This window comes from Enterococcus sp. DIV0240d (assembly GCF_051711245.1).
GTDB classification, from domain to species: Bacteria; Bacillota; Bacilli; order Lactobacillales; family Enterococcaceae; genus Enterococcus_D; species Enterococcus_D casseliflavus.
In genome coordinates, this window is the sequence record NZ_JBIOMG010000001.1 from 2,960,400 (window position 1) to 2,985,575 (window position 25,176).

Annotated in this window: 28 protein-coding genes; 5 read left to right on the plus strand and 23 right to left on the minus strand. The window is 38.3% G+C overall.

Going from position 1 to position 25,176, the window contains the following annotated elements; translation table 11 throughout:
• The first annotated feature begins 59 nt into the window (after window positions 1-59).
• Entirely contained in the window at window positions 60-1,259 is a 1,200-nt protein-coding gene (locus IGJ25_RS14265) for an AI-2E family transporter (RefSeq protein WP_010749831.1), read from the plus strand.
• A 43-nt stretch (window positions 1,260-1,302) separates the two neighbouring features.
• On the opposite strand, the gene IGJ25_RS14270 is transcribed toward IGJ25_RS14265, so the two are convergent.
• From IGJ25_RS14270 to IGJ25_RS14365, 20 genes are all read right to left on the minus strand, one after another.
• Window positions 1,303-2,247 carry an ROK family protein gene (locus IGJ25_RS14270; protein ID WP_225000576.1) on the minus strand — a complete coding sequence of 315 codons (945 nt, stop codon included), beginning with the start codon at window positions 2,245-2,247 and terminating at the stop codon, window positions 1,303-1,305.
• Window positions 2,244-2,882, minus strand: a complete 639-nt coding sequence (locus IGJ25_RS14275) for a GyrI-like domain-containing protein (RefSeq protein ID WP_005228587.1) — start codon at window positions 2,880-2,882, stop codon at window positions 2,244-2,246. Before IGJ25_RS14275 ends, IGJ25_RS14270 begins: the two co-directional genes overlap by 4 nt.
• 276 nt (window positions 2,883-3,158) lie before the next feature.
• The gene (locus IGJ25_RS14280; protein WP_081116344.1) at window positions 3,159-3,839 is read right to left on the minus strand and encodes an amino acid ABC transporter permease; all 681 of its coding nucleotides are present in this window, start codon (window positions 3,837-3,839) and stop codon (window positions 3,159-3,161) included.
• Window positions 3,839-4,690, minus strand: coding sequence for a transporter substrate-binding domain-containing protein (locus tag IGJ25_RS14285; protein ID WP_015510211.1), 852 nt, complete (start codon window positions 4,688-4,690; stop codon window positions 3,839-3,841). Before IGJ25_RS14285 ends, IGJ25_RS14280 begins: the two co-directional genes overlap by 1 nt.
• A gap of 12 nt (window positions 4,691-4,702) precedes the next feature.
• The gene (locus tag IGJ25_RS14290) at window positions 4,703-6,154 is read right to left on the minus strand and encodes an amidase (protein ID WP_081116343.1); all 1,452 of its coding nucleotides are present in this window, start codon (window positions 6,152-6,154) and stop codon (window positions 4,703-4,705) included.
• A 258-nt stretch (window positions 6,155-6,412) separates the two neighbouring features.
• The gene (locus tag IGJ25_RS14295; RefSeq protein ID WP_438779418.1) at window positions 6,413-7,255 is read right to left on the minus strand and encodes a DUF368 domain-containing protein; all 843 of its coding nucleotides are present in this window, start codon (window positions 7,253-7,255) and stop codon (window positions 6,413-6,415) included.
• 122 nt (window positions 7,256-7,377) lie between these two features.
• The gene (locus IGJ25_RS14300) at window positions 7,378-7,887 is read right to left on the minus strand and encodes a GNAT family N-acetyltransferase (RefSeq protein ID WP_015510214.1); all 510 of its coding nucleotides are present in this window, start codon (window positions 7,885-7,887) and stop codon (window positions 7,378-7,380) included.
• A gap of 113 nt (window positions 7,888-8,000) precedes the next feature.
• Window positions 8,001-8,627 carry a glycosyltransferase family 32 protein gene (locus tag IGJ25_RS14305; RefSeq protein WP_010749841.1) on the minus strand — a complete coding sequence of 209 codons (627 nt, stop codon included), beginning with the start codon at window positions 8,625-8,627 and terminating at the stop codon, window positions 8,001-8,003.
• 177 nt (window positions 8,628-8,804) lie between these two features.
• Window positions 8,805-9,908, minus strand: a complete 1,104-nt coding sequence (locus tag IGJ25_RS14310) for an alpha-hydroxy-acid oxidizing protein (RefSeq protein WP_225000577.1) — start codon at window positions 9,906-9,908, stop codon at window positions 8,805-8,807.
• 151 nt (window positions 9,909-10,059) lie between these two features.
• Window positions 10,060-10,476, minus strand: a complete 417-nt coding sequence (locus tag IGJ25_RS14315; protein ID WP_074535507.1) for an NUDIX hydrolase — start codon at window positions 10,474-10,476, stop codon at window positions 10,060-10,062.
• A gap of 411 nt (window positions 10,477-10,887) precedes the next feature.
• Window positions 10,888-11,943, minus strand: coding sequence for a hypothetical protein (locus tag IGJ25_RS14320; RefSeq protein WP_010749844.1), 1,056 nt, complete (start codon window positions 11,941-11,943; stop codon window positions 10,888-10,890).
• A gap of 223 nt (window positions 11,944-12,166) precedes the next feature.
• Window positions 12,167-12,481, minus strand: coding sequence for a hypothetical protein (locus IGJ25_RS14325; RefSeq protein WP_002331591.1), 315 nt, complete (start codon window positions 12,479-12,481; stop codon window positions 12,167-12,169).
• A 76-nt stretch (window positions 12,482-12,557) separates the two neighbouring features.
• Entirely contained in the window at window positions 12,558-13,052 is a 495-nt protein-coding gene (locus tag IGJ25_RS14330) for a hypothetical protein (protein ID WP_002340436.1), read from the minus strand.
• Window positions 13,045-13,359 carry a hypothetical protein gene (locus IGJ25_RS14335; RefSeq protein WP_002340435.1) on the minus strand — a complete coding sequence of 105 codons (315 nt, stop codon included), beginning with the start codon at window positions 13,357-13,359 and terminating at the stop codon, window positions 13,045-13,047. The genes IGJ25_RS14330 and IGJ25_RS14335 overlap by 8 nt, the downstream gene beginning before the upstream one ends.
• A 215-nt stretch (window positions 13,360-13,574) precedes the next feature.
• A complete protein-coding gene (locus IGJ25_RS14340; protein ID WP_438779419.1) occupies window positions 13,575-14,966 on the minus strand; it encodes a relaxase/mobilization nuclease domain-containing protein in 1,392 nt (463 codons plus the stop codon).
• The gene (locus IGJ25_RS14345; protein WP_002321374.1) at window positions 14,951-15,562 is read right to left on the minus strand and encodes a plasmid mobilization protein; all 612 of its coding nucleotides are present in this window, start codon (window positions 15,560-15,562) and stop codon (window positions 14,951-14,953) included. The genes IGJ25_RS14340 and IGJ25_RS14345 overlap by 16 nt, the downstream gene beginning before the upstream one ends.
• A gap of 3 nt (window positions 15,563-15,565) precedes the next feature.
• On the minus strand, window positions 15,566-15,763 hold the full coding sequence (locus IGJ25_RS14350) for a hypothetical protein (RefSeq protein ID WP_002331596.1): 198 nt from the start codon (window positions 15,761-15,763) through the stop codon (window positions 15,566-15,568).
• A 13-nt stretch (window positions 15,764-15,776) separates the two neighbouring features.
• Window positions 15,777-18,467, minus strand: coding sequence for a pLS20_p028 family conjugation system transmembrane protein (locus IGJ25_RS14355; RefSeq protein WP_154694606.1), 2,691 nt, complete (start codon window positions 18,465-18,467; stop codon window positions 15,777-15,779).
• Window positions 18,454-18,672, minus strand: a complete 219-nt coding sequence (locus IGJ25_RS14360; protein WP_025481104.1) for a hypothetical protein — start codon at window positions 18,670-18,672, stop codon at window positions 18,454-18,456. Before IGJ25_RS14360 ends, IGJ25_RS14355 begins: the two co-directional genes overlap by 14 nt.
• A gap of 75 nt (window positions 18,673-18,747) precedes the next feature.
• Window positions 18,748-19,692 (minus strand): replication initiator protein A, encoded by a 945-nt coding sequence (locus IGJ25_RS14365; RefSeq protein WP_438779420.1) that lies wholly within the window; start codon window positions 19,690-19,692, stop codon window positions 18,748-18,750.
• Between the two features lie 155 nt (window positions 19,693-19,847).
• On the opposite strand from IGJ25_RS14365, the gene istA reads away from it, so the two are divergent.
• Complete coding sequence (gene istA / locus IGJ25_RS14370) at window positions 19,848-21,086, plus strand: IS21 family transposase (RefSeq protein ID WP_438779205.1); 1,239 nt, start codon at window positions 19,848-19,850, stop codon at window positions 21,084-21,086.
• Window positions 21,076-21,816, plus strand: a complete 741-nt coding sequence (istB, locus tag IGJ25_RS14375) for an IS21-like element helper ATPase IstB (RefSeq protein WP_311904618.1) — start codon at window positions 21,076-21,078, stop codon at window positions 21,814-21,816. Before istA ends, istB begins: the two co-directional genes overlap by 11 nt.
• A gap of 312 nt (window positions 21,817-22,128) precedes the next feature.
• Here the strand turns inward: istB and IGJ25_RS14380 are convergent, their stop codons facing one another.
• Both IGJ25_RS14380 and IGJ25_RS14385 read right to left on the minus strand, forming a co-directional pair.
• Window positions 22,129-22,410 carry a helix-turn-helix domain-containing protein gene (locus tag IGJ25_RS14380; protein ID WP_010729034.1) on the minus strand — a complete coding sequence of 94 codons (282 nt, stop codon included), beginning with the start codon at window positions 22,408-22,410 and terminating at the stop codon, window positions 22,129-22,131.
• Between the two features lie 50 nt (window positions 22,411-22,460).
• Window positions 22,461-22,667, minus strand: coding sequence for a helix-turn-helix transcriptional regulator (locus IGJ25_RS14385; RefSeq protein ID WP_010729033.1), 207 nt, complete (start codon window positions 22,665-22,667; stop codon window positions 22,461-22,463).
• 156 nt (window positions 22,668-22,823) lie between these two features.
• Between IGJ25_RS14385 and IGJ25_RS14390 the strand changes: the two genes are divergently transcribed.
• Both IGJ25_RS14390 and IGJ25_RS14395 read left to right on the plus strand, forming a co-directional pair.
• Window positions 22,824-23,555 (plus strand): helix-turn-helix domain-containing protein, encoded by a 732-nt coding sequence (locus IGJ25_RS14390; protein WP_010729032.1) that lies wholly within the window; start codon window positions 22,824-22,826, stop codon window positions 23,553-23,555.
• Window positions 23,556-23,608: 53 nt separating this feature from the next.
• Window positions 23,609-24,754 (plus strand): tyrosine-type recombinase/integrase, encoded by a 1,146-nt coding sequence (locus IGJ25_RS14395; RefSeq protein WP_438779421.1) that lies wholly within the window; start codon window positions 23,609-23,611, stop codon window positions 24,752-24,754.
• An 84-nt stretch (window positions 24,755-24,838) separates the two neighbouring features.
• Here the strand turns inward: IGJ25_RS14395 and IGJ25_RS14400 are convergent, their stop codons facing one another.
• Window positions 24,839-25,156, minus strand: coding sequence for a DUF1292 domain-containing protein (locus tag IGJ25_RS14400; RefSeq protein WP_005228559.1), 318 nt, complete (start codon window positions 25,154-25,156; stop codon window positions 24,839-24,841).
• Window positions 25,157-25,176: the final 20 nt, after the last annotated feature.

The following is a 25,176-nucleotide window of genomic DNA, read 5'->3' on the forward strand; positions in this document are numbered from 1 at the left end:
TGTTTTTTTACAGAATAGGGGTCTTTCGTTATAATGTAGCTAAGAAAGCGAGGCTTATTATGAAAAATAACCGATTGATCCACTTTTTAGGCGGCAAAACAAGCTATTATGTCTTAGGACTGATTATCTTGTCGGCAGTTGCTGTCTTTTTGCTAAATCAGATTTCTTTTTTATTTACACCCTTTTCAGCCATTCTTACAGCTATTATCCCACCCTTTTTATTTGGGCTGATCCTTTACTATCTGTTTAATCCGGTGGTCGATAAATTGGAAACGAAAAAAATTCCCCGCAGTGCTTCGATTGCTGGGATCTATCTGTTGATTCTTTTGTTGATCGTCTTTGCTGGTTTCCAGCTTTATCCGATTTTGGAGCAGCAAACCACCGATCTGATCAATAGCTTACCAAGTTTGGTCAGTGACTTTGAGAAAAACGCGACCGCCTTTTTAGAAAATACCCCATTTCAAGATGAGATGGCACAAATTACAGACACACTACAAAATATCACCAGTAATATCATGAGTTTTATTGGAGACTATTGGCAAACTGGTGCCGCTGGGCTCAGCAGTTTATTTTCAACCATTTCGACCTTATTCATTGCTTTGTTTACTGGACCGATCATTGCCTTTTTTTTATTGCGCAACCCCAACAAGTTTTATTTTTCGGTCCTCTCATTAGTACCACCGCGTTTTCGCAAAGACTTTAATGAAATCGTCAAGATCTCTGACTTACAAGTCGGTGCCTTTTTGAAAGGACAAATCATTTCATCCCTGATTTTAGGGGCGATCTATTGGGTTGTTTTCCTCTTGATCGGCCTAGAGTATGCCAGTATTCTGGCGATCGCTGCTGGTCTGCTTTGCATCATCCCCTATATCGGACCTTTTATCGTCTTTTTCCCGGGGCTTTTCATTGCCGCACAAGACTCCACTGGGATGTTGGTTAAGTTTTTGATTGCTTGGTTTGCTGTACAGCTGCTTCATGGCGATTTAGTCGTGCCCCGTGTGATGGGTGACCGATTGAAAATCCATCCTATTACGATTCTGGTTGTTTTATTAGTGATGGGTGATTTGATGGGGATCGTTGGGGTGATTTTCGGAATCCCGATTTATTGTCTGCTAAAAGTTCTTGTCGTTTACGTGTTCCGCAAATTCAAGCAGCGCTACAACCGCTATTACGGTCAAGACGGCAAATACTTCCACAGTGCCTTCACTAGCAAAGATTACCTAGGTGATGAAGACAAAGGCACCAAGAAAAAAGCCTAAAAAACTGCCGCGAATCGTTGATTCGCGGCAGTTTTTTTCTATTTTATTTCATCTCATGTTCCAAAAAGAAATGATAGAGCGCCCCTAATAAATTGGCGTCATTTTGAAATTTACAGGCTTGGATTTCCGGCTTCGTCAAGGTCTGCTGCAAAATCGGTAAACTAGCCAGCAGTTGCTGATACTGACGGTCGATTTCTTCCACCACGATCGCTTGGGCACTGATGCCACCACCAATCACGAAGCGCTCTAAGTCGATCACGGCTTGAACATTGAGTATGACACACGCAATTTCTCGGCAATACGCTGTAAACAGCGCCCAGACCTGTGGCTCTTTTTGATTGATAGCGTCAAAAACTGCTTCACCATCCGCAAGATCAGCTAAGCCTAGCAGTTGGGCGCTGCGGCGAATCATGGCGACCGCTGAACCGCTAAAACCTGCCAATTGCTGCAGGGTCAATCCCTGATTATTTGGTTGCTCAGCGTTTTCTAGAGCATCGCTTCTCTTAGTGGTATTTAATAGAAAACTTAATTCCCCTGCTTGAAAATGTGCACCTTGGATCAGTTTTCCTTCAACGATCACACCACCGCCCAAACCAGTACCTAATGTTATGGCAGCCCCATTTTGAATCCCTTTAAGGTTTCCTAGCCACCATTCAGCTAATGCGGCTGCCCTGCCATCGTTGGTCACAGCCAGCGGCACTTGGTACTTTGCCAGCAGCTGTTTTAAGGAGACTCCATCTAAAAAAGGCAATGCCCCGCCAAACGAGATCGTCCCTGTCTCTGGGGTGACTTTTCCTGGAGTACTAAAAGCAATGCCCCGAATGCTTCCATGAACGTCTTCAACGATCGTTTCAATCCCTGTCAGAAATTCCGTAAGATTTTTCGGCGTATCCATCCGTCCTCGTGTCAGAATATTCCCCGAGCGATCAATGACAGCCGATTTGATTTTCGTGCCGCCGATGTCGATGCTTAAATAGTTTTTATTCACTGAATCCCACCCTCTGCTTCTACTGCCCATCGCAGGACGGTTTTGGCTTTATCTGGTGAAACTTTTCGCGGATCAGACAAATAGATTTCTCGATGCTGGAACGTGTCCATCGTTGGACGGATCACTAACTGCTCTTGTTTTAACAGCTCCTTCATTTTCGCAAATGTTTCCGCTTCAGTGTCAAAAGAACCTGTATGCATCGCTTGCAGACACAATCCTTCTTCATAGCGCTCAAAGATGAGCTTTTCTAGATTTGGATTGTCTTTCTTCTCTTTGACTGCTAAGAGCTGTTCTTGAAATAGTGTTTCCGTGACTGGCTCTGGTTGGCGAATCATGATTTTGTAGATCAATTCTTCTTTGTTGACGGCACCGTCTGGCTTTGTCAGAGAGGTCCACACACCTTCTAAAGGAAAGACCGTGTATTCAAAGGGTTCATTGCCAAAAGCCCCTTTTTTTAATCCCATCCTGAGTGAATAAGAAATCGTATATAAAGCGGCGATCTCTTCGCTGAATTCAGGTCGATTCGGATTGCCGCTGCCGCTCAAACTGATAAATTGATACGTTGGCACCTCGATCACTGTTGGTTTTTTGGGAAGATAGAGCTCTTTTTCTAGTTTGCGCCATTCATACTTCATAAGGACCCTCCTCGATTTGCTTTTCTTTATTTTACCATGAATCACTTGAGCCGACCGAATGAAATATAGGCTGTTTAAGTGAAGGAAAATAACTTGGTCAGCACCATTTTCATACTGAAACTAGTTTGACATTACAGAAATTTCTCTATCTTCCTTGCCTTTGCTCATTGTTTTACTACGGCAATCTCCTTTCTTCTATCTTTTCAAATACAAAAACTGCAGAAATCAATTCAAGAAGAGAGTGATTTCTGCAGTGATCGAGCCTCGGCTCTTTTTTTATTGTCTTACAGCCTCATTAGCGGCAAAGCGTTTTGAAAAATGTTGTTCTAATCGCTTTTGCCCGGCTTCAATCAAAATACACAACAGCCAATAGATGATGGCAACTAGCACATACATGGACATGTAATCAAAGGTTCGTCCGCCAACGATCTTAGCTTTTTGAAAAATATCAGGAATCGTGATCATTGCTGCCAAGGAGGTTCCTTTCAACAAATCCATTGCCACATTACTCAATGCCGGTACAGAAATACGAAAGGCTTGCGGCAAAATAATCAGACGCATCGTTTTCGTAAAGGATAACCCTAACGCATAGGCAGCATCAAATTGCCCACGATCCACACCCGCAATTGATCCTCGGTAGATTTCTCCGATAAATGCGCTGCTGGTCAATGTAAAACAGATGATCGCAGCACTAAGCGCCGACAATTGATAAGGCAAGCCAAAATACAGTAGGAACAACAAGACCAACGCTGGGACGCCTCTTAGAAAGGAGAGGTAGCCCCGCACGAACCCTCTAATGATGGGGTTTTCCAGCATCCCTAAGAAGGTGAGTGTGATCCCTAATACGTTGCCTCCTAGAAACGAAACGACAGCAATGCCGACCGTATAGGACAAGCCCGACAGCAAATAGGGCAATGACTCCCACATCAACGGCAAATCAAGGGTTGGAATATACATTAGTCTGTTTCAACCGTTTGGATCGCTTGATCAGATTTTACTGAAATATCGGTTTGAAAATACGTTTCCGCAAGTTCTTTTAAACGGCCGTCTTCTTTCATTTCTGCTAAAACAGCATCCACTTTTTCCTGCAATGCTTGATGATCTTTCACAAATAAGAAGCCCGTTTCATTCGGATTAAAGTAGACATCTTCCAAAATTTTTACAGGGATATCTGGCAAAGCAGCGACTGCCATTTTTTGCAAATAGTAATCATTCAAGATCACATCCGTTCGACCATTCGCAACATCTGTCAAATACTGATCATTCGTTGCGTTGTCGTAAGTCACTAATTCTGCCCCATAGGATTCGGCTAAGCGCATGTAGCTAGTATTTGGTTCACCAGCAGCTTTTTTGCCATCCAAATCTTCTAAAGAAGCAATCCCAGAGTCATCACTTTTTCGCACGATCATACTATCGAACGAGTATTTGATAGGCGTTGAAAGACTGAATTTTTCCGCCCGTTCATCCGTCAAACCAAAATCGTTGGCAGCAAAATCGGCTTCTCCACGTGTTAAAGAAGAAACTTGTCCATCGACATTGTACTCTTTAAATGTGATCTCTACGCCTAATCGTTTGGCGACTTCTTTTGCCACATCGACATCATAGCCCACTAATTCATTTTCATCGTTATAGTAAGACGATGGATACAAGGTTCCCGAAGTAGCAACAACCAATGTTTTGGCTTCTTCCACCTTGCTTAAACTGGTGTCTTCTTCCGTTGGTTTGCTGCAGGCACTTAACAAGACTCCCGCGAATAAACCTAAAAAGCCAACCATTGCAACGATTTTCCCTTTTCTAACTTGTTTCATAATATCCTCCTCTTAGTCTCCTTGTTTTGGCAACAGAAATCGTTGCTGTGTTTCAAATAAATAGCCGACTTGGAAAAGTAGATCTTCTCTGCCTTTAGACGCCATAAATTGGATCCCTAGCGGCAACCCTTCCTCACTAAGAGCAGTTGGCAAGCTGATGGCTGGCTGCCCCGTTAAGTTGGCTAATTGAGTGTAAGGTGTCAGAGCATAGCTCTTGGCAAACATTTCTTCGATCAACTCACCCGCAGCACTTTTTCCAAGCGATTCGATCTCATGCAGTCTTTGGCGAATGCTATCGCTTTGTAAGTCTTCCTCAATCAAAGGGGCTGGATAAGCCGTCGTCGGGGTCAAAAAGAGATCATAGATTGAAAAGACTTCTTCCATTTTTTCTGCCAATTGATCCCACCACTGCAGGGCAAGAACGTAATCGGCGGCAGGCAGTTTTTTGCCATATTGGTAAAGTGCCCAGGTCATCAATTCCATCTCTTCCCGTCTGACCGGTACTTGACGAGCAGCATTGATCTCAGCAAACATCGCGGCTGTTTCGCCGCCATTCATGGCGTAATAGGTGGTCATCATTTGCTGACCATCCACTGGATAGCCCACTTCAACGACTTCATGCCCCTGCTTTTCTAAAAATGCGGCTGCACTTCGGACTGCTTGGATGGCAGTTTCAGACACTTGGCCACCGGTCGGCGATGCGGTAGTAAAAGCGACCTTCAACCGCGGTTTTTGACTCGCTTGCCGATGATGCCATTCTACTTGCGGTGCCTGATAAGGGGCTGTCGGCTGTGACGTCCGCAACGCATAAAACAACTGTTCCGTATCACGCATGGAAAGCGTCAACGCAAAGTTGATGGAAGCGCCTTGCCAGCTGCGCCATTCACTAGGACCCACTGGCATCGTACCACGGGTTGGCTTCAAACCAATCAATCCGCTAAAGGATGCCGGAATGCGGATCGATCCGCCGCCATCACTGGCACCCGCAATCGGAAACATCCCCGAAGCCACTGCCGCTGCCGCACCACCACTGGAACCACCAGCTGAATAGGCAGGATTCCACGGATTACATGTAGGCCCATATAATGTTGGATCAGTAATATTTTTGAATCCAAATTCTGGTGCATTGGTTTGCCCTAACGGCACAAAGCCTGCCTCTTCTAAACGAGAGACAAAATGAGCCGTGCGGCTGGCTCGTGCTTTAGCAAACAGTTTGGCTCCTGACGTTGCTGGCCACCCTGCTTTGGTTTGGCCGAGTATTTTTAACGGCATGGGTTGTCCCCCAAAAACCGTTTTTTGAAGATGCTGCTCGTAATGCTGGATCGCTGCTTGCGGATCAAATGTTACAAGCGCATTCAAAAGCGGATTTTGTTGATTGACTTTTTCTTCGATCATCGCCACCCGCTCTGCAAAACTGATTTGTCCTTGCCGTAATTGTTCCGCCCAATAGGTCGCATCTTGCATGCTTACCCCTCCTTTTTCTCAAAATCCCAAACAATTATCTAAACTGTAACACACGGGAAATCCTTCTTTATATAGACTACAATATACCAAACACTAGGAAATCTTTCAACAAAAATAGAACAGTTTTTAAACCTGTATCATATCGTTATCAAACGTTCCCATCTTTTTACTACCAGTTGTCGACCAACGCTTCTTCTTAGCTGTCCCCATCATTACCTAACAAAAACGGCACATCGCCAAACGATGTGCCGTTTTGATTTACTTGTATTTTTCTTCCAGCTTGCTCATCCAAAGACCTAACCAAGCCCCCAAGACAAACAAAATAATTCCGATGACAGCCGTTACCCAAGTAAAGCCGCTATAGTTTGCCACCGGAGGAATCACGATCAATATCGTTGAGGCAATAACGATCCCTAAAATGAAGTGATAGACTTTTGAATGATAATGGCTCAATAGCCACTCCATCAATTTCGAAAACAGCAGCATCACTGCCAAGCCGCCAATGGCGATCGGTAGAAAGACCCCCATGATGTCAAAGCTCTTAAAGCCTTTCAACATCGGATCATAAAGGCCCAGAACGAGCAAAAGGTTTGAAGGACTCAAGCCGGGAACCAAAACACCTAACGCGATCAGACCGCCGGCGATAACAAAACCAATGAAATTGGCAGGGATCATTCCTAAGATATCGCCCATAAAATAGAGGAACAAGAAGCCGATGACCATACTGCCGAAGAACCAAAGCAGGTCGCCGGTTGTCCGTTTGCTTTTCAAGGTCGATTCTTTAGCAAGTGCCGGTAACGTCCCAATAATTGCCCCCGCAAAGCCCCACAAAACGATGATTTGATAGTTTTGCAGCAGCCACTCTAATGGCTTTGATAAAAGCCCGATCCCTACGATTCCCCCGATCCCTACTGGCAGGAAAAAGAGGAGATTCTCTTTAAAATTCTTCGTCAGATGTGCCATAAAGCGCAGCATCCGCTCATAAATGCCTAAGATGGCTGCCAATACGCCACCTGAAACACCAGGCAAGATAAAGCCCAAGGCAATCACCACGCCTTTAAGAAAACGTGGCAAAATACTTTCGTTTCTCTGTTTTTCCATTTACAATTGCTCTCCTTAGCGATGGTTTTCACCAATCGTTCTTTTTTCATCAATCCCTTTAACTATACTTGATTGCCAAAAAAATGGAAAGTAATTTCTAATTCCTCATACAAAGGCAGATTTCAAAGTTCTTTCAGCATCAAGAAATCCGTCTGCTCATCATCCCCCATAAAAAAGGAATGACTGCCAACTCTTTCAAAGCCCATCGTATGATAAAAAGCCAACGCATTGTCGTTAAATTCCCAAACGCCTAACCAGATCGACTTTTTCTGCAGCTCTTTGGCGGTCTCTTGAGCAAACAGCAGCAGTGTTTTGCCATAGCCTCTGCGCTTATGTTCTTTTTTGATATAGATTCGTTCAATTTCCAACCCCTCTGGGGCAATTGCTTCCGTTTGCGCCTCACCCCAGTTAAGTTTGATATATCCTACGGTTTGATCATTTTCTTGTAAAAAATAAAACGCCGACTGCGGATTTTCTAACTCTCGGGTCAGTTTCGGCAGATTGTAGGCTTCTTCTAGATAGATACGAGTATTTTCCTCCGTATTGAAAGGAGCAAATGTATCGTAATAGGTGGATACGCTGATTTCTCCCAATTCTTCTAAATCTGCCAAAGTACATCGTTTGATAGCCATCAAAACGCCTCCTCATTTTTTCAAGCTATTCTATCACATCTCCATCATCCCTTGCAAAAGCAAAAAGGACAGACAGCTTTCCCCACTGTCCGTCCTTTCATAGACTTACTCTTTTATAACCAAGAGCCAGAAAACTGATGGATCACCATCGTACTCGGATCTTCCTCGACCTCACCAGTGATATAGCTTTTTGGTGAAAACGTCATTTGCGGGAAGATTTCTACACCCTTAACGGTTTGTCGTTGATTATTCAATTCTAATCCGTGGTTTTGCAACAGTTCCGTCACTCGGATCACATTGGTGACGACATCTTCCGTTTTTTCTGCCCGGACAAATTTTCGGTCATCGTAATCGTGGTACCATTCTTCCATAAAGGGATGATGCGGCACCGCTCCAATGATCCCAGTAGAAATCTTGGTTTCGATCTCAAAGCCCATAAATGCCTCCAGTGTCAAGAGCTCATCTAAAGGTTTGACCACCTCGATATCGGTATCCATATAAATACCGCCTTCTGTCACTAATGCATACAAACGAACCACATCTGACACAAAGGCCCATTCTTCTTGGTCATAGGCCTCTTTTAGATAAGGACCGAATTTTGAAAGGTCGATCGTTGATTCATCCCAACGTTTGATCTCATAATCCGGACAATATTTTTTCCAGGTATCCATGTATTTCTTTTCTTGTTCACCTAATGGATTGCCGCCAAACCAGCAATAATGAATAATTTTTGGAATCATCAATCTCTCTCCTTTAGTTTATTGGTCTCTTTTAAGTGTAGCTGATTTTGCAATTGTTTCAAAATCATATACACTTTTTTCAGAGAAAGCAGTTGCTCCTGCTCCTGGGCATGATCAGAAAAATCCATTAAAAAAAGCACCAGAATCAGCGATTCTAGCGCCTTTTTGAGGGATTACTTATAAATAGCGATTGTCCCGTAAAACGGCTTTTTTAATATCTGCCACCGTTTGCGTCCCTGCAAGCTGCATGACCATCTCCAATTCTTTTTTGAAGAAATCAAAGACTTGTTGAACACCGGTAGCACCACCTAGAGCCAACCCATAGATCACTGGGCGGCCGATCGCCACTAGATCTGCTCCGCAAGCAATCGCTTTAAAGACATGCTGTCCTCGCCGTACCCCGCTATCAAAGACGATCGGCGCCCGACCTGCCACTGCTTCAGCCACGATCTGTAAGGAATCAAAGGAAGCTGGACCACCATCCAATTGGCGTCCCCCGTGATTTGAGACCCAAATCCCTTGTGCACCTGCCCCTAAAGCTCGTTCCACATCTTCTTCTGATTGCACCCCTTTGACATAAACTGGCAAGTCAGATTCTTTGGCGATAAAAGCGACATCCTGGGGACTTAATTTTTGTTTTGAGGAGCCGTAAACGGCATCCATCGTTTGTCCGATCCCTGATTGATAGGCCTGAACGATCGGCATTGCCAACGGAAAGGTGAAGCCATTGCGGCGATCCGTTTCTCGATTGCCCCCCACAGTTGCATCTGCGGTCAAAACGATCGCTTTGGCGCCATTGCGTTTTGCCATCGCCAAGATGTCTTTATTGATGCCATCGTCTTTACTCATATAAAATTGGAACCACTGCGGCGCTTCTTGGCCACCAGCTGCTCGGATTTCTTCCAACGTACAAGAGGCATACGAACTCGCCGTATAGATCGTGCCAAAACGTGAAACACCTTTGGCTGACGCTTGTTCTGCCGCAACATTTGCTAAGCCGTGGGCGGCAACAGGCGCCATAATGATTGGCGCTGACAACGTATCACCGCCAAAGGACAACGTTGTGTCCGGTAATTCAATGTCCTTTAAGACATGAGGAATGATCAATTTGTGATTGAAGGCGCGTTCATTTTCTTGATAGGTAAAAATATCCCCCGCACCACTGCTGATATAGCCATACCCACCTCTAGGAATCACTTCCTCTGCCGCGATCTCCAAATCGCGCATATTGATAAAATCGATTGCTCCTTCTGCGGTACTTGCTTGATAAATTTTTTCCATGCCTTTCCCTACTCTCCAATAAGATAACGTTTACATTTTCATCCTACCCCTGATTGCAGGATCACGCAACTCATTCGCTCACTCCTACTCAACACGCTGCTTTTACTTTCCCACTCAAGACAGCCCTCCATTTGAGTGGGCTGAATTATTTTTATGTTCGTGAGAAATATTCTGCCAACAACAACGGCTGAATCGTTGGATATGTCCAGTTGGCAGGCGGCTCTGCCATTACATAGATTGCCTCGATTTCTGAGGTCAATTCATCCTGCAAGTCCGTGATCTGGGCTTCAAACACCAAGCCGTAATCGGTCTCCCCGTCTTTTTCTACCCCATAGATAAATAACGGCTCTAGGGTAAAGTGCTTAGCGCCTGTTTCTTCTTTTAATTCACGGGCAGCACACTCTGTGATGCTTTCTCCTAGTTCTCGCTTGCCTCCAGGGATCTCCAATGTGTCTCGTTCTTTGTGTTTGACATAGACGAACTTTTCTTGGTACTTGCTGATGATCACGGCAAAAACTAGCTGCTCTTCTGCGATCTTTTCAAGCTCGAATATCGTTACGTTACTCATTTTTCTCATTCCTTTCAAAAAAGCAGACATGCTTCTAAAATAAACAGTCGTTAAATCAAAAAAAGTGCTGATCCCTTATGGAAAGGGTCAGCACTTGCAACTTATTACTCTTCTTCTTCAGCCATGAAGTTAAGTCCATTAAAAATAATTGAAGATAGTTGGTATTTCAACGATTTTTGTATACAGTTAATCACTTTATTGATGCTAATTCATCTTGATTGGTATTCTAATCGTATTCAAAAACGTATTCATGTTGCGTGGCGTGCTTTTGATAAGGAAGCTCTAATCTAAACTCTATCCAATATTTTATTTTATTCAGTTACATAATAAAGTTTTATAGCATTCTACAGAAACACATATAATTACACATTAATTACAACAATGATGTGATATTTTTTAGTTTTTGTTAATTTAGTAGGGCCATTGATATCCTCTTTTAAGGCTTTCCTCTGAATCCGTTAGATATTTAATAATATTCTTATAACCTAATTTCTTCATAGTGACAATAACTAACTTGTTAAGCTCCCATGCAATTTTACGCCCGTTTAGAGCTTCGCTTTCAGTCAATCTATAGCCTGAATGTACAACTTTATTTCGCAAAGAATAAACCTCTGTCCAGTATTTATAAGCAATAGAATCTTTATTTTCGATATCAAAAAGCAAACCATTCTTGGTGAGGTACGGACCTAAATGTTGTGTCAATATGTTCTTATATGCTATTTGAGGTATATTGTCTATTTTGTCTTGTGGCTTCCCTTGACGAATAAAAATTTCCTTAACCATTGCATACATCAATCTCTCGATACAAGCATGGATTTTTAAAAAACCTGAATGAAAAGAACCTATTTTATAGAGATTACTGGCCTCCGAGAATAATACTGCCAAATCAAAGTATGGATTCTGATTTAAGTTTTCTACCAGAGTTACCAAATCACGCCGTTCTTCTGAAGAGAGTAGAACATGCTCTCGCTCAAGATTCGCAAAATGAAAATTCATGAGAAGTTTTGCCTCAAGATTTTTTTCGTTAAATTTCGATTTTCTACAGATCCAAACAGGTAAACCTGCTGGTAATTCATAACGATTAATTAGTGTAAAGTCTTCATATTTAAATCTTGTAATTAGAACTTTTATGATATTGTTTAGAAAATCCAACGAATCATCGACAGCTTCGCTAATAAGCCTATCTTCATTACTTGGGGTAATACGATCTGGTAATACACTGATAATATCAACTTCTGATGTTACTTTTCCGACTTCTGAATATTCACGGTCAGTATATTTATGTTTGACTTTAAGTCCTTTCCTATTTTTCCTTGAATAAATTCCACCCGACTCATCCAAAGGTAATTGAAAAGGCAAAGCAAATCGAACAATGATAAATCCAGAAGGAGTAAAATTATGTATTTGAATTTTTAAATTTTTATATTCAGCATTTGTAATGTAGCTCATAACCTTTTTTTCTTGCAACTTTCACTTTCTCCTTTAGCAACGCCAGAGTATACTCTATTGTTACATACCTTATTTCTTATTATATCAGTATTTCTCTGTGACACATAAGGGTGTAACATAATTATTTTAAACGAAATGACTACAAGTAGTCATTGAAGCAAATCTCCATAAGACATTTGTAAAATCTTTTAAAAAGAAGCGTCGAAAGAAGGAACTTTTCTTCAACGCTTCTTTTATTGACTCAATTTTCAATATTACTTGAACGAATAATCTGATTTCTAAACTCTCGAAAAACTTCTTGTGGTTGATAATAGTCTGGATCTATTTCAAATGTTTCTGAGAATAATTCATTGAATTTTTCTACTGAAATAATGATTTTACCATTCTTCTCTCGACTGTTTTCTATTATTTCTGCTTCTAATTCAAATAAATCTAGTGACGAACTAAAATCATAAATCCTGTCATATTGAATAAAAAAATCAAGAAAAAGTTGCTCAAACTCTTCCTTATTTATCACTAATGTTTCAAACGGAACAACTTTATTTTCCTCAGCCATTCTCCCAGTTCCCCCACTTCCATTTTCAAAAATCACAAAACTGATATTACCTTAAAAGCTACTGACAAAATAAAACTTATAAAGTAAATGGCAACCCAACTAGGTAACCATTTGCTCTACGTAATACGATTTGGTAATCCTGCATTTCATTCGGTAATTCATAATAGTAATTTATTGTTTCTGCTTTGTCACTTTCAATATACTCTGGATTATCTAATATCATAGCATACTCATAAAGCTCTTCACCATCCTTATTTTCAATCGACCATTGTTGTGGACGTATTGGTTTTTCTGTATCATTTTTAAGTGTATAGGTCACTTGTAATACACGATCATGTTGTGCAAATTCATTTCTTTTTTCGGTCACTTCAATATTTTTAAATGTTAGTTCAACCCCATCTGCCTGATAAGTTTCACCTATTTTTAAATCTATTGTTACAATTTTTATTGGCTTTTCTTCTGGAAAATGTCTGGCTTTAATTGTTAGATAACTTCCAAAAAGAATCAATCCTAGTAGCACTAAAAGAATTCCTTTAACGAGCCACTGAAACGGGAAGTAAACTTTAAACATCTTTTTTCTCCTCCGTTTTGTATTTGTTTTTTAGAGAATACGATAACTTTTGATCAATGTCATCAAGCTTTTCAATTACTTCATTACTTATCATTGATTCTAGTTCTGAAATTTTTTGTTCAAATTTAATGCTTTCAGAATCATTAAATTTATTATTTGATGGACTAGCTAACACTGGTAAATTTGAAACCATAACACGAAACATATTTGCCTTGGAACCAAAAACTCCTTTGTTTTGGTTGTAAAAATTGTTGAATATTTCTTTAGTTTCTTCTGAAGCCGAGACTTTAAAATATGGATAGTTCATTTTTTTCTTCCACCTTTCTTTTTTTGGGAGGGAGTCTGTAGGGAGCTTGCTCCCTCAGAGATTTACCCACCATCTGACTTGCCAGAAAGTAGCCTAGCGTGAGCGGGGCGGATTGACTGGCAAGTAGATGGGTAGCTGGCGTATGTCCTAAAAACTGCTTCTTTCCAAGCAACTCTTCATAGGCAAAAAACTGGAAAGTCCACTAACAAGCCCATTCAGAATTCCATTTCAAAATTTTGTTGCCTTTTTTGCTGATTTTCAATCATTTGTTGTGTGAATTCATAATCCTTTTTAGCACGATACATTTTTACATCGTCATTCATTATGCGACTGATTTGATAGTGAATCTGTTTAGCAGAAGGTGTATGAGAACAATTTTCAAAACCCTTTGCCGGTAGAAATAACTCTTTCTGATCAGTCTTTTTAATAGAAATTGTTTTACTTTTCGCACTACGTAAAGTTTGAGGATTCACATCCGTATGAAGTTTAATCGTGTATTCTTGATCATCTTCTAAAGACACTGTATTTACAAAATGCTTGTCTACCTCTCGCAAGAAGTCATCATATTTAATGAATTTTTCATCGCCTTCACGGTCGCTAAATTGCTTTTGTGCGATGGAATCTAATTCCACAAAAGGTACATTTAACTCACCAGTTTTGTAATTTACTCCACTAATTAGCGACATAACTTGCTCTCTTTCCATATTAAAAAAATTTTTTATATGTGATTCTTCTAAATTCTTTTCAAGTTGTTCAGAAACAGATTCAAATGAATATCTTTTCCCTAACTTTCTTGCACTAAAAGTACGTTCGACATACTGACTTTTTTCTTTTCTAGATTGTTTATCTCTTCCTAAAGTAATTAACTCACCTCTACGCTCATAGAAATTTACACCTTGTTTGTAAAGAACATAGCCAAGTTTGTTATTTGTTTTTGAAAATTGATAAACTTCAATGTTATATTCTTTTGCCAAATGATCCGAAAAATCTTCAAAAGAATTCACTTCGCATTTTTCCAACGTTGCTTCGATCGCATTTTGCACAAACTCTTGATAATTAATTTTTCCATATTTCATCTTAGAAGGATCGTTTGAATAAAGATTGGTTCTCTTTTCTAAGTTTTCATAGTACTCATTATTCACTGATTCAAGACCATGTTCATTGAGGACTTGATCGTTAATTTTTCGCATTAGTTCTAAATCTTTAGGGTCAATACGCAACCTTTTACATGTTTCCATGTTAATATTATTAATGACAAGATGACTATGAAAATGATCTTTATCATTGTGACTTGCAACAATGATTTGCGAATTTGGAAAAGCTTTCTCTGCAAATTCGACAGCTATTTCGTGCATTTTATCAATACTTAACTCTTTAGAAGTACTCTTATCAAACGAATGAATAACATGAAACGCTTGTGCTATATCTTTAGATTTATTCATCTTGGTACGTACTAAATTCATTTCTTGCAGTGCTTCCTCACTATCATCACTACAATTTATTCCTGAGACTGCAACACATTTTTCTTTTTTTGAAGGATTAGCTGCATATTGTAATAGCGAGGATAAATTTTTCTTGCGTCCTTTCGATGTTATAGTAGCTCCCAAAGTTGTTTCACCTCATCTTTTAAACTTGCAATAATCTGAATTGAGTGAATTAAATTCCGATCAACTTTTTGGGAATACTCTTCTTTCGTACCCGGTCTAGTTTGCTTTTCTATCCAATATTCGAAATATTCTTTTTCTACTTCTGATAATTTAAAAAAAGAGGGGGCACTCCGATTGGACTCCAAAAAAATGTCATCTGGATAACTAATCATCAACTTTTTTGCTATGCTATTCGCAAGTTCATCTTTAAAAATGTTGTAACGGCTAGCATCAAAACTAAAATGTAGGCTCTTTTCTTTTTTATCTTCAGATTCTTCTCTAAAATATTTAGCAATGATATTTAATGCCTTTACCGCTTGATTCAAATTGTTACCAATTTGATTTAACTGTTTGGTTAAAACTACCCTATCATCTTCAGCTAACAACGGCGGTTCATATTTGAGTCCCTTTAACCGCTCACGGCAAACGTCTGCTCTAGAAATTCCCCTTTGTTTTGCAATCAATGTCAGTTCAAGATAAGTCTTTTTATCGACACGAAAATTTAAGGCCTCACTATGTTTGCGATTTTTTTCGTACATTTTTTGTTTATCATCCATTGATTATCCCCTCACATTTTTTTCTAGAGAGCAACATTTGAAATTGCTCTCTATTTCATTTTTCATCTTTAATTCTTCTTGAATCATCAGTTCAATATAATTAGTGACCGTGATTTTTTCATTTGTTGCTTTCTTTACTGATTCACATAATTCGTCAAGTTCTAAGAAATCATGTGTACTAATCTGTAGAATTAATTGCATGACAATCACCTCTTTATTTTTTAAGTAAACTATCGAAAAGTGGATTAGGATCATTAAGTGTATCTCTGAATAACTCGTTGTCTTCATAGGTAAACCTTCGTCTTGGTTTTGATCCCTTATCATTTTCACGGATTTCACTATCAATAATCACTGTTTCATGATTTGAATCAAATTTTTTCGCTGACTTTCTGTCTTCAACGATATTGATTTTTTGTGTTTTTTCTTTCATTTCTCCACTATCTTTTTGAACGTTCTCCCGAACATCTACTGTTTTGAATCCTTGACTACTTGTAGAACTTTGTACATTTTCTCGAACATCTACTGTTTTTGGTTGACTTGCACTGCTACTTTGCACTTTCTCTCGGACATCCACTGATTTAAAGCCTTGACTACTTGTAGAATTTTGTACATTTTCTCGAACATCTACTGTTTTTGGTTGACTTGTACTGCTACTTTGCAGAGTTTCTCGAACATCAATTGTCTTAGTACCTTGACCATTTGAAGAACTTTGTAAATTCTCTCTTACATCAACATTCCGTCCGACATGACCATTCAATGAACCTTGAATATTTTCTCGGACATCTACTGATCGGCCACCTTGACTACTTGTAGAATTTTGTAGATTTTCTTTGACCAATTTTTCTAATCCAGTATTTGAATTTTTAGCTTCTTGGATTCTTTCTTTGGTCAACGCTTCTTTTTCGTCCATATTAGCGCCTGTACGTCCTTCTACACGTCTCCTTAACATTTCCTCACGATTCATTGCTTCAGGCGTGTATTTCGCTTCCTGTCGCTTCTGATTAATTAATTCTTCAGCAGACTTAGCTTGACCGTGCATAGCATTTTTACGTTCTTCAATATCTTGTTGGACTTTTTGCTGAATTGCACTTACAGGATTATTATTCGATTCAGCATTATTTTTCATTGCTTCACGCATACGTTCAGAACTAGACATAATACTATCGGCATTTTCAACCTTAGCACCATCTTTTCTATCCGAAAGACGTGTTGGCATGGAATCAGCATATTTTCCAGTTTCATCTTCTTTATTTTTAGCTAACATAGGCTTGCTATTTTTATTAATAGCGGACACAGTACCATCATCTAAGCCTTCTTTGAACTTATTCTTGGTATCATTAGCCATATCACGCATACTCTTAAATGGTTTTGTTGCTCTTTCACTAGCCATCGTAGCTCCATCTGAAGCTAAACCTGATAATCCACGTTCATGGGCATATCCCAAAGCTCTTCCAGTTTTGCCAGCTTTTTTTGATAGAGTTTCGCCGAAATTCTTTTCTGGTTTTCGATCTTCTCCTTCTCCGCTGTCTGATCCATTTCCATTTCCGCTTCCTTTAGCACGATTAAATCCATTTGATCCTTTTCTAAACAGCATTGCGCCCATACCAAAAGCAGAAGCAAGTTGCCCATAACCTTCTTTGAGTCCAATATCAACACCAAAGTATCTCATGACTGTTCCACTGCCTTTGATTAAAACAAAAACGGCACAGATATAAGCAATTGTTTTTATAAAAATATTTGTTGAGATACCTTGTCCTGAGTTCAGAAAATTGATAAACATAGCAAACATGGATAGTCCAAATCCTTGAAAGCCTACAGTCAAATAGCACTGTAGAATATCTGATAGAACAACTTTTGAACGCTGTCCTGTTTCTAAGTCAGTAGCAAATACTAAAACTCCGAGTACACGTTTAAATGCTAACTCGAGTATTGCTGTAATTATAATGAAAGCACTAAAAACATACGCTACCGCTAAAGCAATCAATCCAAAAGAAATTCCCCACAGGTTCGCTTGATAGCGATAATATCCTGATTTGATACCATCAACAAAGGTTGATAAAAAATTATCTGAAAATTTAGTAGCAACAAATTCATTATCAGAATTTTCAACTAATTCATAACGCAGATTATCAGCTGTTGGGTTCTCTTTTTCCATTTTATCAATTACATTATCTGTCAATACTTGCGTAAGATCCGTTTTCCAGAAATTTTCTTTTGTTAGATTATTTCGGTCATTTGTTTTATCAATTGTCGAATATTGATCTGTCTTATTAATATAAGCTAAATCTGTCACTCCCTGCTCAATCAATGACCATGCTACACCGCCATCTTGATTATTGATACTAGTTGCGTCATTATAAAGAGTCTTTGCAAACATTATTCCTGAAAGTTTTTCTGTTGATCCAATCAAAGTCGGCATTAAAAGAATTAATGCTACAGACATCACTACGTTCATTCCAACCGATTTTAAATCCACTGTTCCTTTTCCAGTAATCATTTTGTAACCAACAAACATCAGTGAAAGTATCATTAAACCAATAACAACTGTACTTAAGACCGATTGATAAACTTTATTCATTCCCGTACTTTCAATAAAGCTAAACAAATCTAACACTTCGGGAATCATATTTTGAATACCATCTACAATTGCAAACATCGATTTTATAACAGACCACCCTATCCACAATCCAAACTGACTGTAAAAATTTCCGTTATATTTTTTTAAATACGATTGATAGACAGGATTATTCAAAAATTCAGTTTGACTTTCCGTGTCATCAAACCAATTGAAAATGCTTGCTTGGACAACATTACCGGTGAAAACAACGATAAACATTAAAACAAGTATGCTCAAAGCTAACCAGTGTATTTTTCTACTGGCAATCTTTTCTTTAACTATTTTCATTATTACCTCCCTCAGCCCATTTTCTGAGACTCTCAGAGAGCTTCTGAGCTGTTTTTCTGTCAATTATGATATGAGTTACACAATTGTCATTTTCAGATCTTAAATCGAGAACTATAGTGTTGAAGCAAATAGTCTCGATTAATTCGAGATTATCTGTATTTTGATCTAGACACCAAACTTGATCTATTAAACGATTTTCAATCAAAATAACCCCTCCTATATTCAAAGTTCTCAAATGAAGCGGAGATACCCCTCCACTTCATTTGACTCAATTCTATTCTTATTGCTTATCTATTCCTTCACTGATTTGCAATTCAATTAGTTCTAACGCTTTATTTTTTAGAGAAGCAAAGATATAATCGTCTTTTTGTTTGATACGGTGATCTGTTTTTGCTCTTCGTATCAAGTCACGTAAAGTCATTGATAGCTGTTCTCTAACATAATCTACAAAATACTTGTTATTACAGATTTCATAGATAATTTTCAGTTGAATTTTTTGTTCTTTTTCAGCAGATTTAATCGCATATTTGAATTTTTTATACCAGTCATAAAATTGACTGTAATCGTTATTACCCACTAATTTCAGACAGTTTACAATATTATCCCCCCATACCTGATAAAGCCATTCTTTTTCAATTAATGATTCAATTAATATTTCATCTAATTTTTTATTTTCAACTGAAAGTGAATCAATAAAGTCAGCATTTTGAGATTCTTTAAAATCTTTAAAATCTTTAGAAGAATGATTAAGTTCTTGTAAAAATTTTTCACCTGGAAGCGGGAATGACTTATCACCATCGAATGTTGATTTGTCGGAAGGTGTATTTTTTTCACTTGGACTGTAATGTTGATTTGTCGGAAGGTGTAAATTTTCCTCAATACACTTTTTTTTGTAGAAATCTCCTTCGCTGAATTCTGGTTTCAATAAATAATAAAAATTTGGATTATTCTTCCCAGTTTTTTTGTTAAATCCATTTTTTTTAATCGTAATTAATTTATATTCTTCTAGCTCTCTCAAAGCGCTTATTACCGTTTTCTTTGTTAAACAAGATTTTTCAGCTATTTTTTCTATAGCAAAAATCAAAAAAATTCTTCCTTTGCTGTCAACTTTTGAATTCTCTAAAGAATATTCATTTTGTTTTTTCAAATACATATAAACTTTTTTTGTACTTTGTTTCATCTTCTTATATTTTTTATGTTTATCTAAAAAAATCGGATACTTCAAGTATTTTTCAGCATATACGTCATCTTTTGAGTATGCATACTGAGCAATTAATGTTAACGGCAACGATAAAATGTAGGAAAATGGCAATTTAAAATTGTTGGTTTTCCTACATTTTTGTATGCTCTTCTTATCCCAAATGAAACGGAGGTTCAGGGATGAGAAAAGATATACGTGAAGGAGTGATGATCTACGTGATCAACGAAATCAAACCGAACTATGCCGCATTAGCCAAACAATATGACTGTGATTATCGAACAGTCAAAAATGCATACGAAGAAGCTAAGGGTGAAACGTCCACACCTACCCCGCGCAAGAAACGTCCAAGCAAGTTGGATCCATATAAAGAAATTATCCAAGACAAAGTCAAGGGGCATTGTAGTACCTACAGTATCTTCAAATTTATCGAACGCAAAGGATTTGACGGGAGCTACAGCCTAGTAAAAGCTTACTGTCGCGAGTTCAAACAAGAAAAAGTGCAAAAGGCCACCATTCGTGTTGAGCATAACCCGGGACTTTCCGCCCAGGTTGATTGGAAGGAAGATATGCGCTTAATCAGTAATCAAGGAGAAGTTTTTGAATTTAATATCTTCTTATACGTCCTTCCTTACTCGAAGAAAAAATTCATTACTTTAACCTTTGACCGTAAGCAAGATACCCTGTTTGAATGTCTGGATGATGCCTTCTATCACACCGGTGGTGTGCCAAAAGAAATCTGGTTCGACAATATGAAGACGGTGGTTGATCATTCTCGCAGTCAGTTTTCAAAAGCGCATTTCAACGAACGCTTTTATGCCTTCAGTAAAGACGCCAGCTTCACGCCAATTGCCTGTCGTCCCTTTCGACCACAAACAAAAGGATGTGTAGAAGCGTTAGCCAGAACTGTTGATCGACTGAAGGTCTATAACCATGAATTTTATGATACCGTAGAGCTATGTCATCTAGTGAATGACCTATGTTCTGAGTTAAATAGTGAAGTCTCCCAGGCAACGGACCAGACGCCAGATGAGCGTTGGTGGACAAACGAAAAAGAGCACCTACATGAATTACCGAAAAACCTTTTGAATCCTTATTTTGAGGACTTTATTAGCCGTAAAGTCACGAAGGAAGCCATGGTCGTTTTCCGTAAATGCAGGTACTCTGTAGATCCTCGCTATATCGGTAAAGAGGTTGAAATCGAGCTCTCCGACAAGGAAGACCAAGTACAAATTCATTATAACGGAGAACTGATCCGGTCGCATCCCTTAACGAAAAAACAATTGAACTATCATGAGGAGGACTATTTCCAAATCCTAAAGTCAGATGTCATGAGCCATAAAGAGGACGATGACATCAGAGCTTATACTCGCGAAAGTCTAAAACAATATGATTTGGTGGAGATTGCTGATGAAGAATAGCCATTATCAAGAACTGATGACCAACCTAGAAACGCTCGGTTTAAATCACATGCGGGAGTATGTTCCCAATTATATCGAGGTTGCCAATCGAGAGGAGCTTTCCTTGACGGAAGCTCTTCTGGAATTAACGCGAAAGGAAGTCAATCATCAACATAACCAGAAAATGAATCGCGTGATAGAGCGAGCGCGCTTTCCTAAACGGACCAGTCTAGAGGAATTTGATTTTACCTTCCAGCCAAGTATTAATAAACGTGAACTGCTGGATTTAAAGCACATGGGTTTCGTAGAAAAGCATGAGAACCTGGTCTTTATTGGGAGCCCAGGAGTTGGGAAAACGCATCTAACGATTGCCTTAGGAATTGAAGCCTGTCATCAAGGGTACCGGACTTTATTCATCCCTTGTCATGAGCTTCTTTTACGCTTACGAGCTGCCTATGAGAAAGGCACGCTTGAGCGAGTACTAAACCGATATGCACGATATGATGTGTTGATTATTGATGAGATTGGCTATCTACCGATACAAAAACAAGAAGCCGATTTGTTCTTCCAGCTTCTAGCCATGCGTTATGAACACCGCTCTACGATTATTACGACAAATATCGTCTTATCTCGATGGGGTGAATTGTTTCAAAGCCCAGAAATCGCGGCAGCGATCCTTGACCGACTGGTTCATCATGTCAAAGTGTTCAAGATTACCGGCAAGTCTTATCGTATGAGAAATAAAATCTAAACTGGCGATTGCCGACAATTCCTATTGCCGAAAACCTACATTTTTATTCTGCCCAAAACCTACATTTCTAAGTTGCCCTTGACACAATTAATTTATCTATTTCTTCCATTTATTCCTCTTCTTTCTAATAAATGTTAAAATGTAGTCAAATAAAGTTTTCTTAGAACTTTATTGTCGAGTGTTTCCTGTGGTCGCCAAACTGTCGGGAACACTCCTTTTAATTTTTTTCAAAGTATTTTTATATTTTCTATACTTCATCATTATTCAAACAAACACTTCCTTTTTTCTATCAAAAGCACGCCACGCAACTTTTTATACTTCATATTCTTTGATAAACCTTGCTAATTCTTCTTTTCTAATAAATTGACAATCTCCGATTATGCTTACTTTTAAACCTTTCTCTCTGATAAATTTTTTTAATGTACTTCTGCTACAGCTTAAATACTTACAAGCTTCTCCCAATCTAAAAACTTCTTTGCTTAGAGATGTTTCAATTCGAACTTGATCTACTGCTTCTTTTGCAACTCGATAGAAATATCTTCGCAATTCTTGATCTAAATCCGATGGCAGAATAACTTGAATCTCAGATTTCATTTTCTTTGCCCCCACTAATTTGACTACATGTATTCAAATTCAACTTTTCGTCACTTTTCATTAAAAAAAATTTGATCAATTGTGATATTTTCAATTCCTTTTTCTTTCACAAGATACTTCAAAATAATCATTTCTTCTGGAGAATAGTTTGTTTTACCGCTTTCTTTGTTTCTTACCGCTTGTACTGAAATGCCATATTTTTCAGCAAGTTCAGATTGTGATAATCCACAAAACTTTCTAAAATCTTTAGGCTTCATGACTCCTCCTTCTTTTCAACTTTTCGTCACTAAAAGAATAACATATATTTATTCATACCGCAACGTAAAATTCAACTTTTATCTACTTTTTCATTTCATTATATGAGAATGTAGTGTAAACTGTAGAATAGAATAGATGAAGGTGGTGAAACCATTTTGTTTGATAAAAACATTAATCCTGAAATTGGAAAACGAATACAAGAAATACGTGTTTCTTTAGGGTATACTCTTGAAGAATTTGGCGAAAATCTGACACCTCCCGCAAGCAAAAGCAATGTTTCTAGATGGGAAAAAGGAAAGAACATACCCAACAAAGCGCGGCTACTAAGTATTGCTAAACTTGGTGGTGTTTCTACTGAATATCTACTGACAGGTAATTCTCAAAAAACTAAGAAATATATCAAGTATTTATTCAATGAGATTTTTTTTGACAACGGTACCTTCCATAACAAATTCAAAGATTTCGGTAAAGACAGAGATAGGCTTGGTCTATATGACTTATTTTTAGCAGTATCGAAAACATATAGTCTAGATAAATCACCTTCTTTAAAAGATAACTTTGTAGAAATGATTATAGATGATGTATATAAAAAACTCTTGCAAACTGATAAATCAGATGACCAACTCATCCTGGGTTTCATATATATTTGTCTTGATGAAAAACTTTCAAACAGACAGAAAAGTCTTAAAAGTATCAATTATGAGGTATTCAATTATTTAGGTGTTGCATTTGGTTTAATTGATAGCGAAATCAAATCTACAAACGCAGGTAACGATGAAGATTTATTAAATTATTTAAAAGAATTAACATCTTTTATTGATGAAATAAAAACAACTACATTCAACAAAAAAAAATATTTTCAAAATCAATATGATATAGAAGAATAAAGATTACATTTTCCTATCAAAAGCACGCCACGCAACTGATAGGAGGAAAAACAATGGCAACAATTAAACAATATGAAAAGAAAGACGGAACCAAAGCTTGGATGTTTCAAACATACCTTGGAATCAGCCCGCTAACTGGTAAAGAAGTCCGTACTACACGTAGAAATTTTAAAACAAAAAAAGAAGCTCAAATAGAGCTTAATAGACTACTTGTAGACTTTGAAGAGAATGGACTTAAAAGGGAAACGAACGAAACTTTCCAAGAAGTGTATGATCTCTGGTATGAAAGCTATAAAACTACTGTAAAAGAAGTCACTCAATTAAAAATTGAGATCAAGTTTAATAAATGGATTCTTCCAAAATATGGGCAGTTTAGAATTAAAGAAATTACTACAAAACATGTTCAGAAGATATTGAATCAGTGGGCTAAAACAACAGATCAATATAAAGTCCTACATTCTACCGTAAGCCGTATTTTCAAATACGCAATGACTCTAGGGCTGATCACTAAAAATCCCTGTGAGCTCGTAATCATGCTCAACAGAAATGTTGAAAAAAAGAAGGATACTGTCAAAATTTATTCACGAGATCAATTAGAAACCTTATTTCAATATTTGGAATCCAAAAGAAGTACGTATAGGGCAGAGTACGATAAAACTTTACTGCGCTTTCTATTTTTTAGTGGCTGTCGAATCAGTGAGGCTTTAGCCTTAGACTGGTCAGATATTGACTTTGAATCAAACACCGTCACTATAAACAAAACCTTAAGCCAAACAAAATATGGGTACAAAATTTCAAGTCCAAAAACGAGAAATAGCTATGGTTCCCTATCTTTAGACAATAAAACCATTAATTGGCTAAAGAAATGGCAAATCAATCAAAAAAGATATATGTTAACCCTCGGGATTACTGATCCAACAATGATTTTTTGTGGAATCTACAAAGAAATCATTACTAAACACGCTATCTATTCTCGTATGATCACAATCTGCAAGAATTCTGGTATTCCATTTCTAGGTAACCATGTAACCAGACACACTCATGCTAGTATGCTGTTAGAGTCGGGAGTCTCCATGAAGGAAGTTCAAGAACGCCTTAGACACTCATCAATCAAATTAACAATGGATACCTATGCTCATCTAACTAAAGAAACCAAAGAAAAAACCGTTGAAAAGCTTGCAGAGCACCTAAATTTCTAGCGGAACGTATTCAATCCCGTATTCAATTCAAAACAAAAAAAAGCTGAACCCTTATCTACCAAGGGTTCAGCTATCATTTACAGCTTATTCTTCTTCTTCAGCCATGAATGTGTTGAAGACTTCTTCAATCATATCCCATTCTGCTTCTGTTTCGATCTGTTCTAATTCACCTTCAGATCCGTCTTCGTTTTCAATATAAGCGTACGCTTGTAATTCAACGTCTTCTTCTTCTGGTACGCCTGCTGGATAAAGCAAGACGTAGTTGCGGCCGAATTCTTCCGTACCGTCAACCGTTAATAGAATTTCGTATAAGGTTTCATTTCCTTGATCATCGATTAAAGTAATGTGTTCATGTCCTTCATGATCGTGATCGTGGTTATGATCGTGTGTATGTTCTGACATTTATTTTCCTCTTTTCTGTA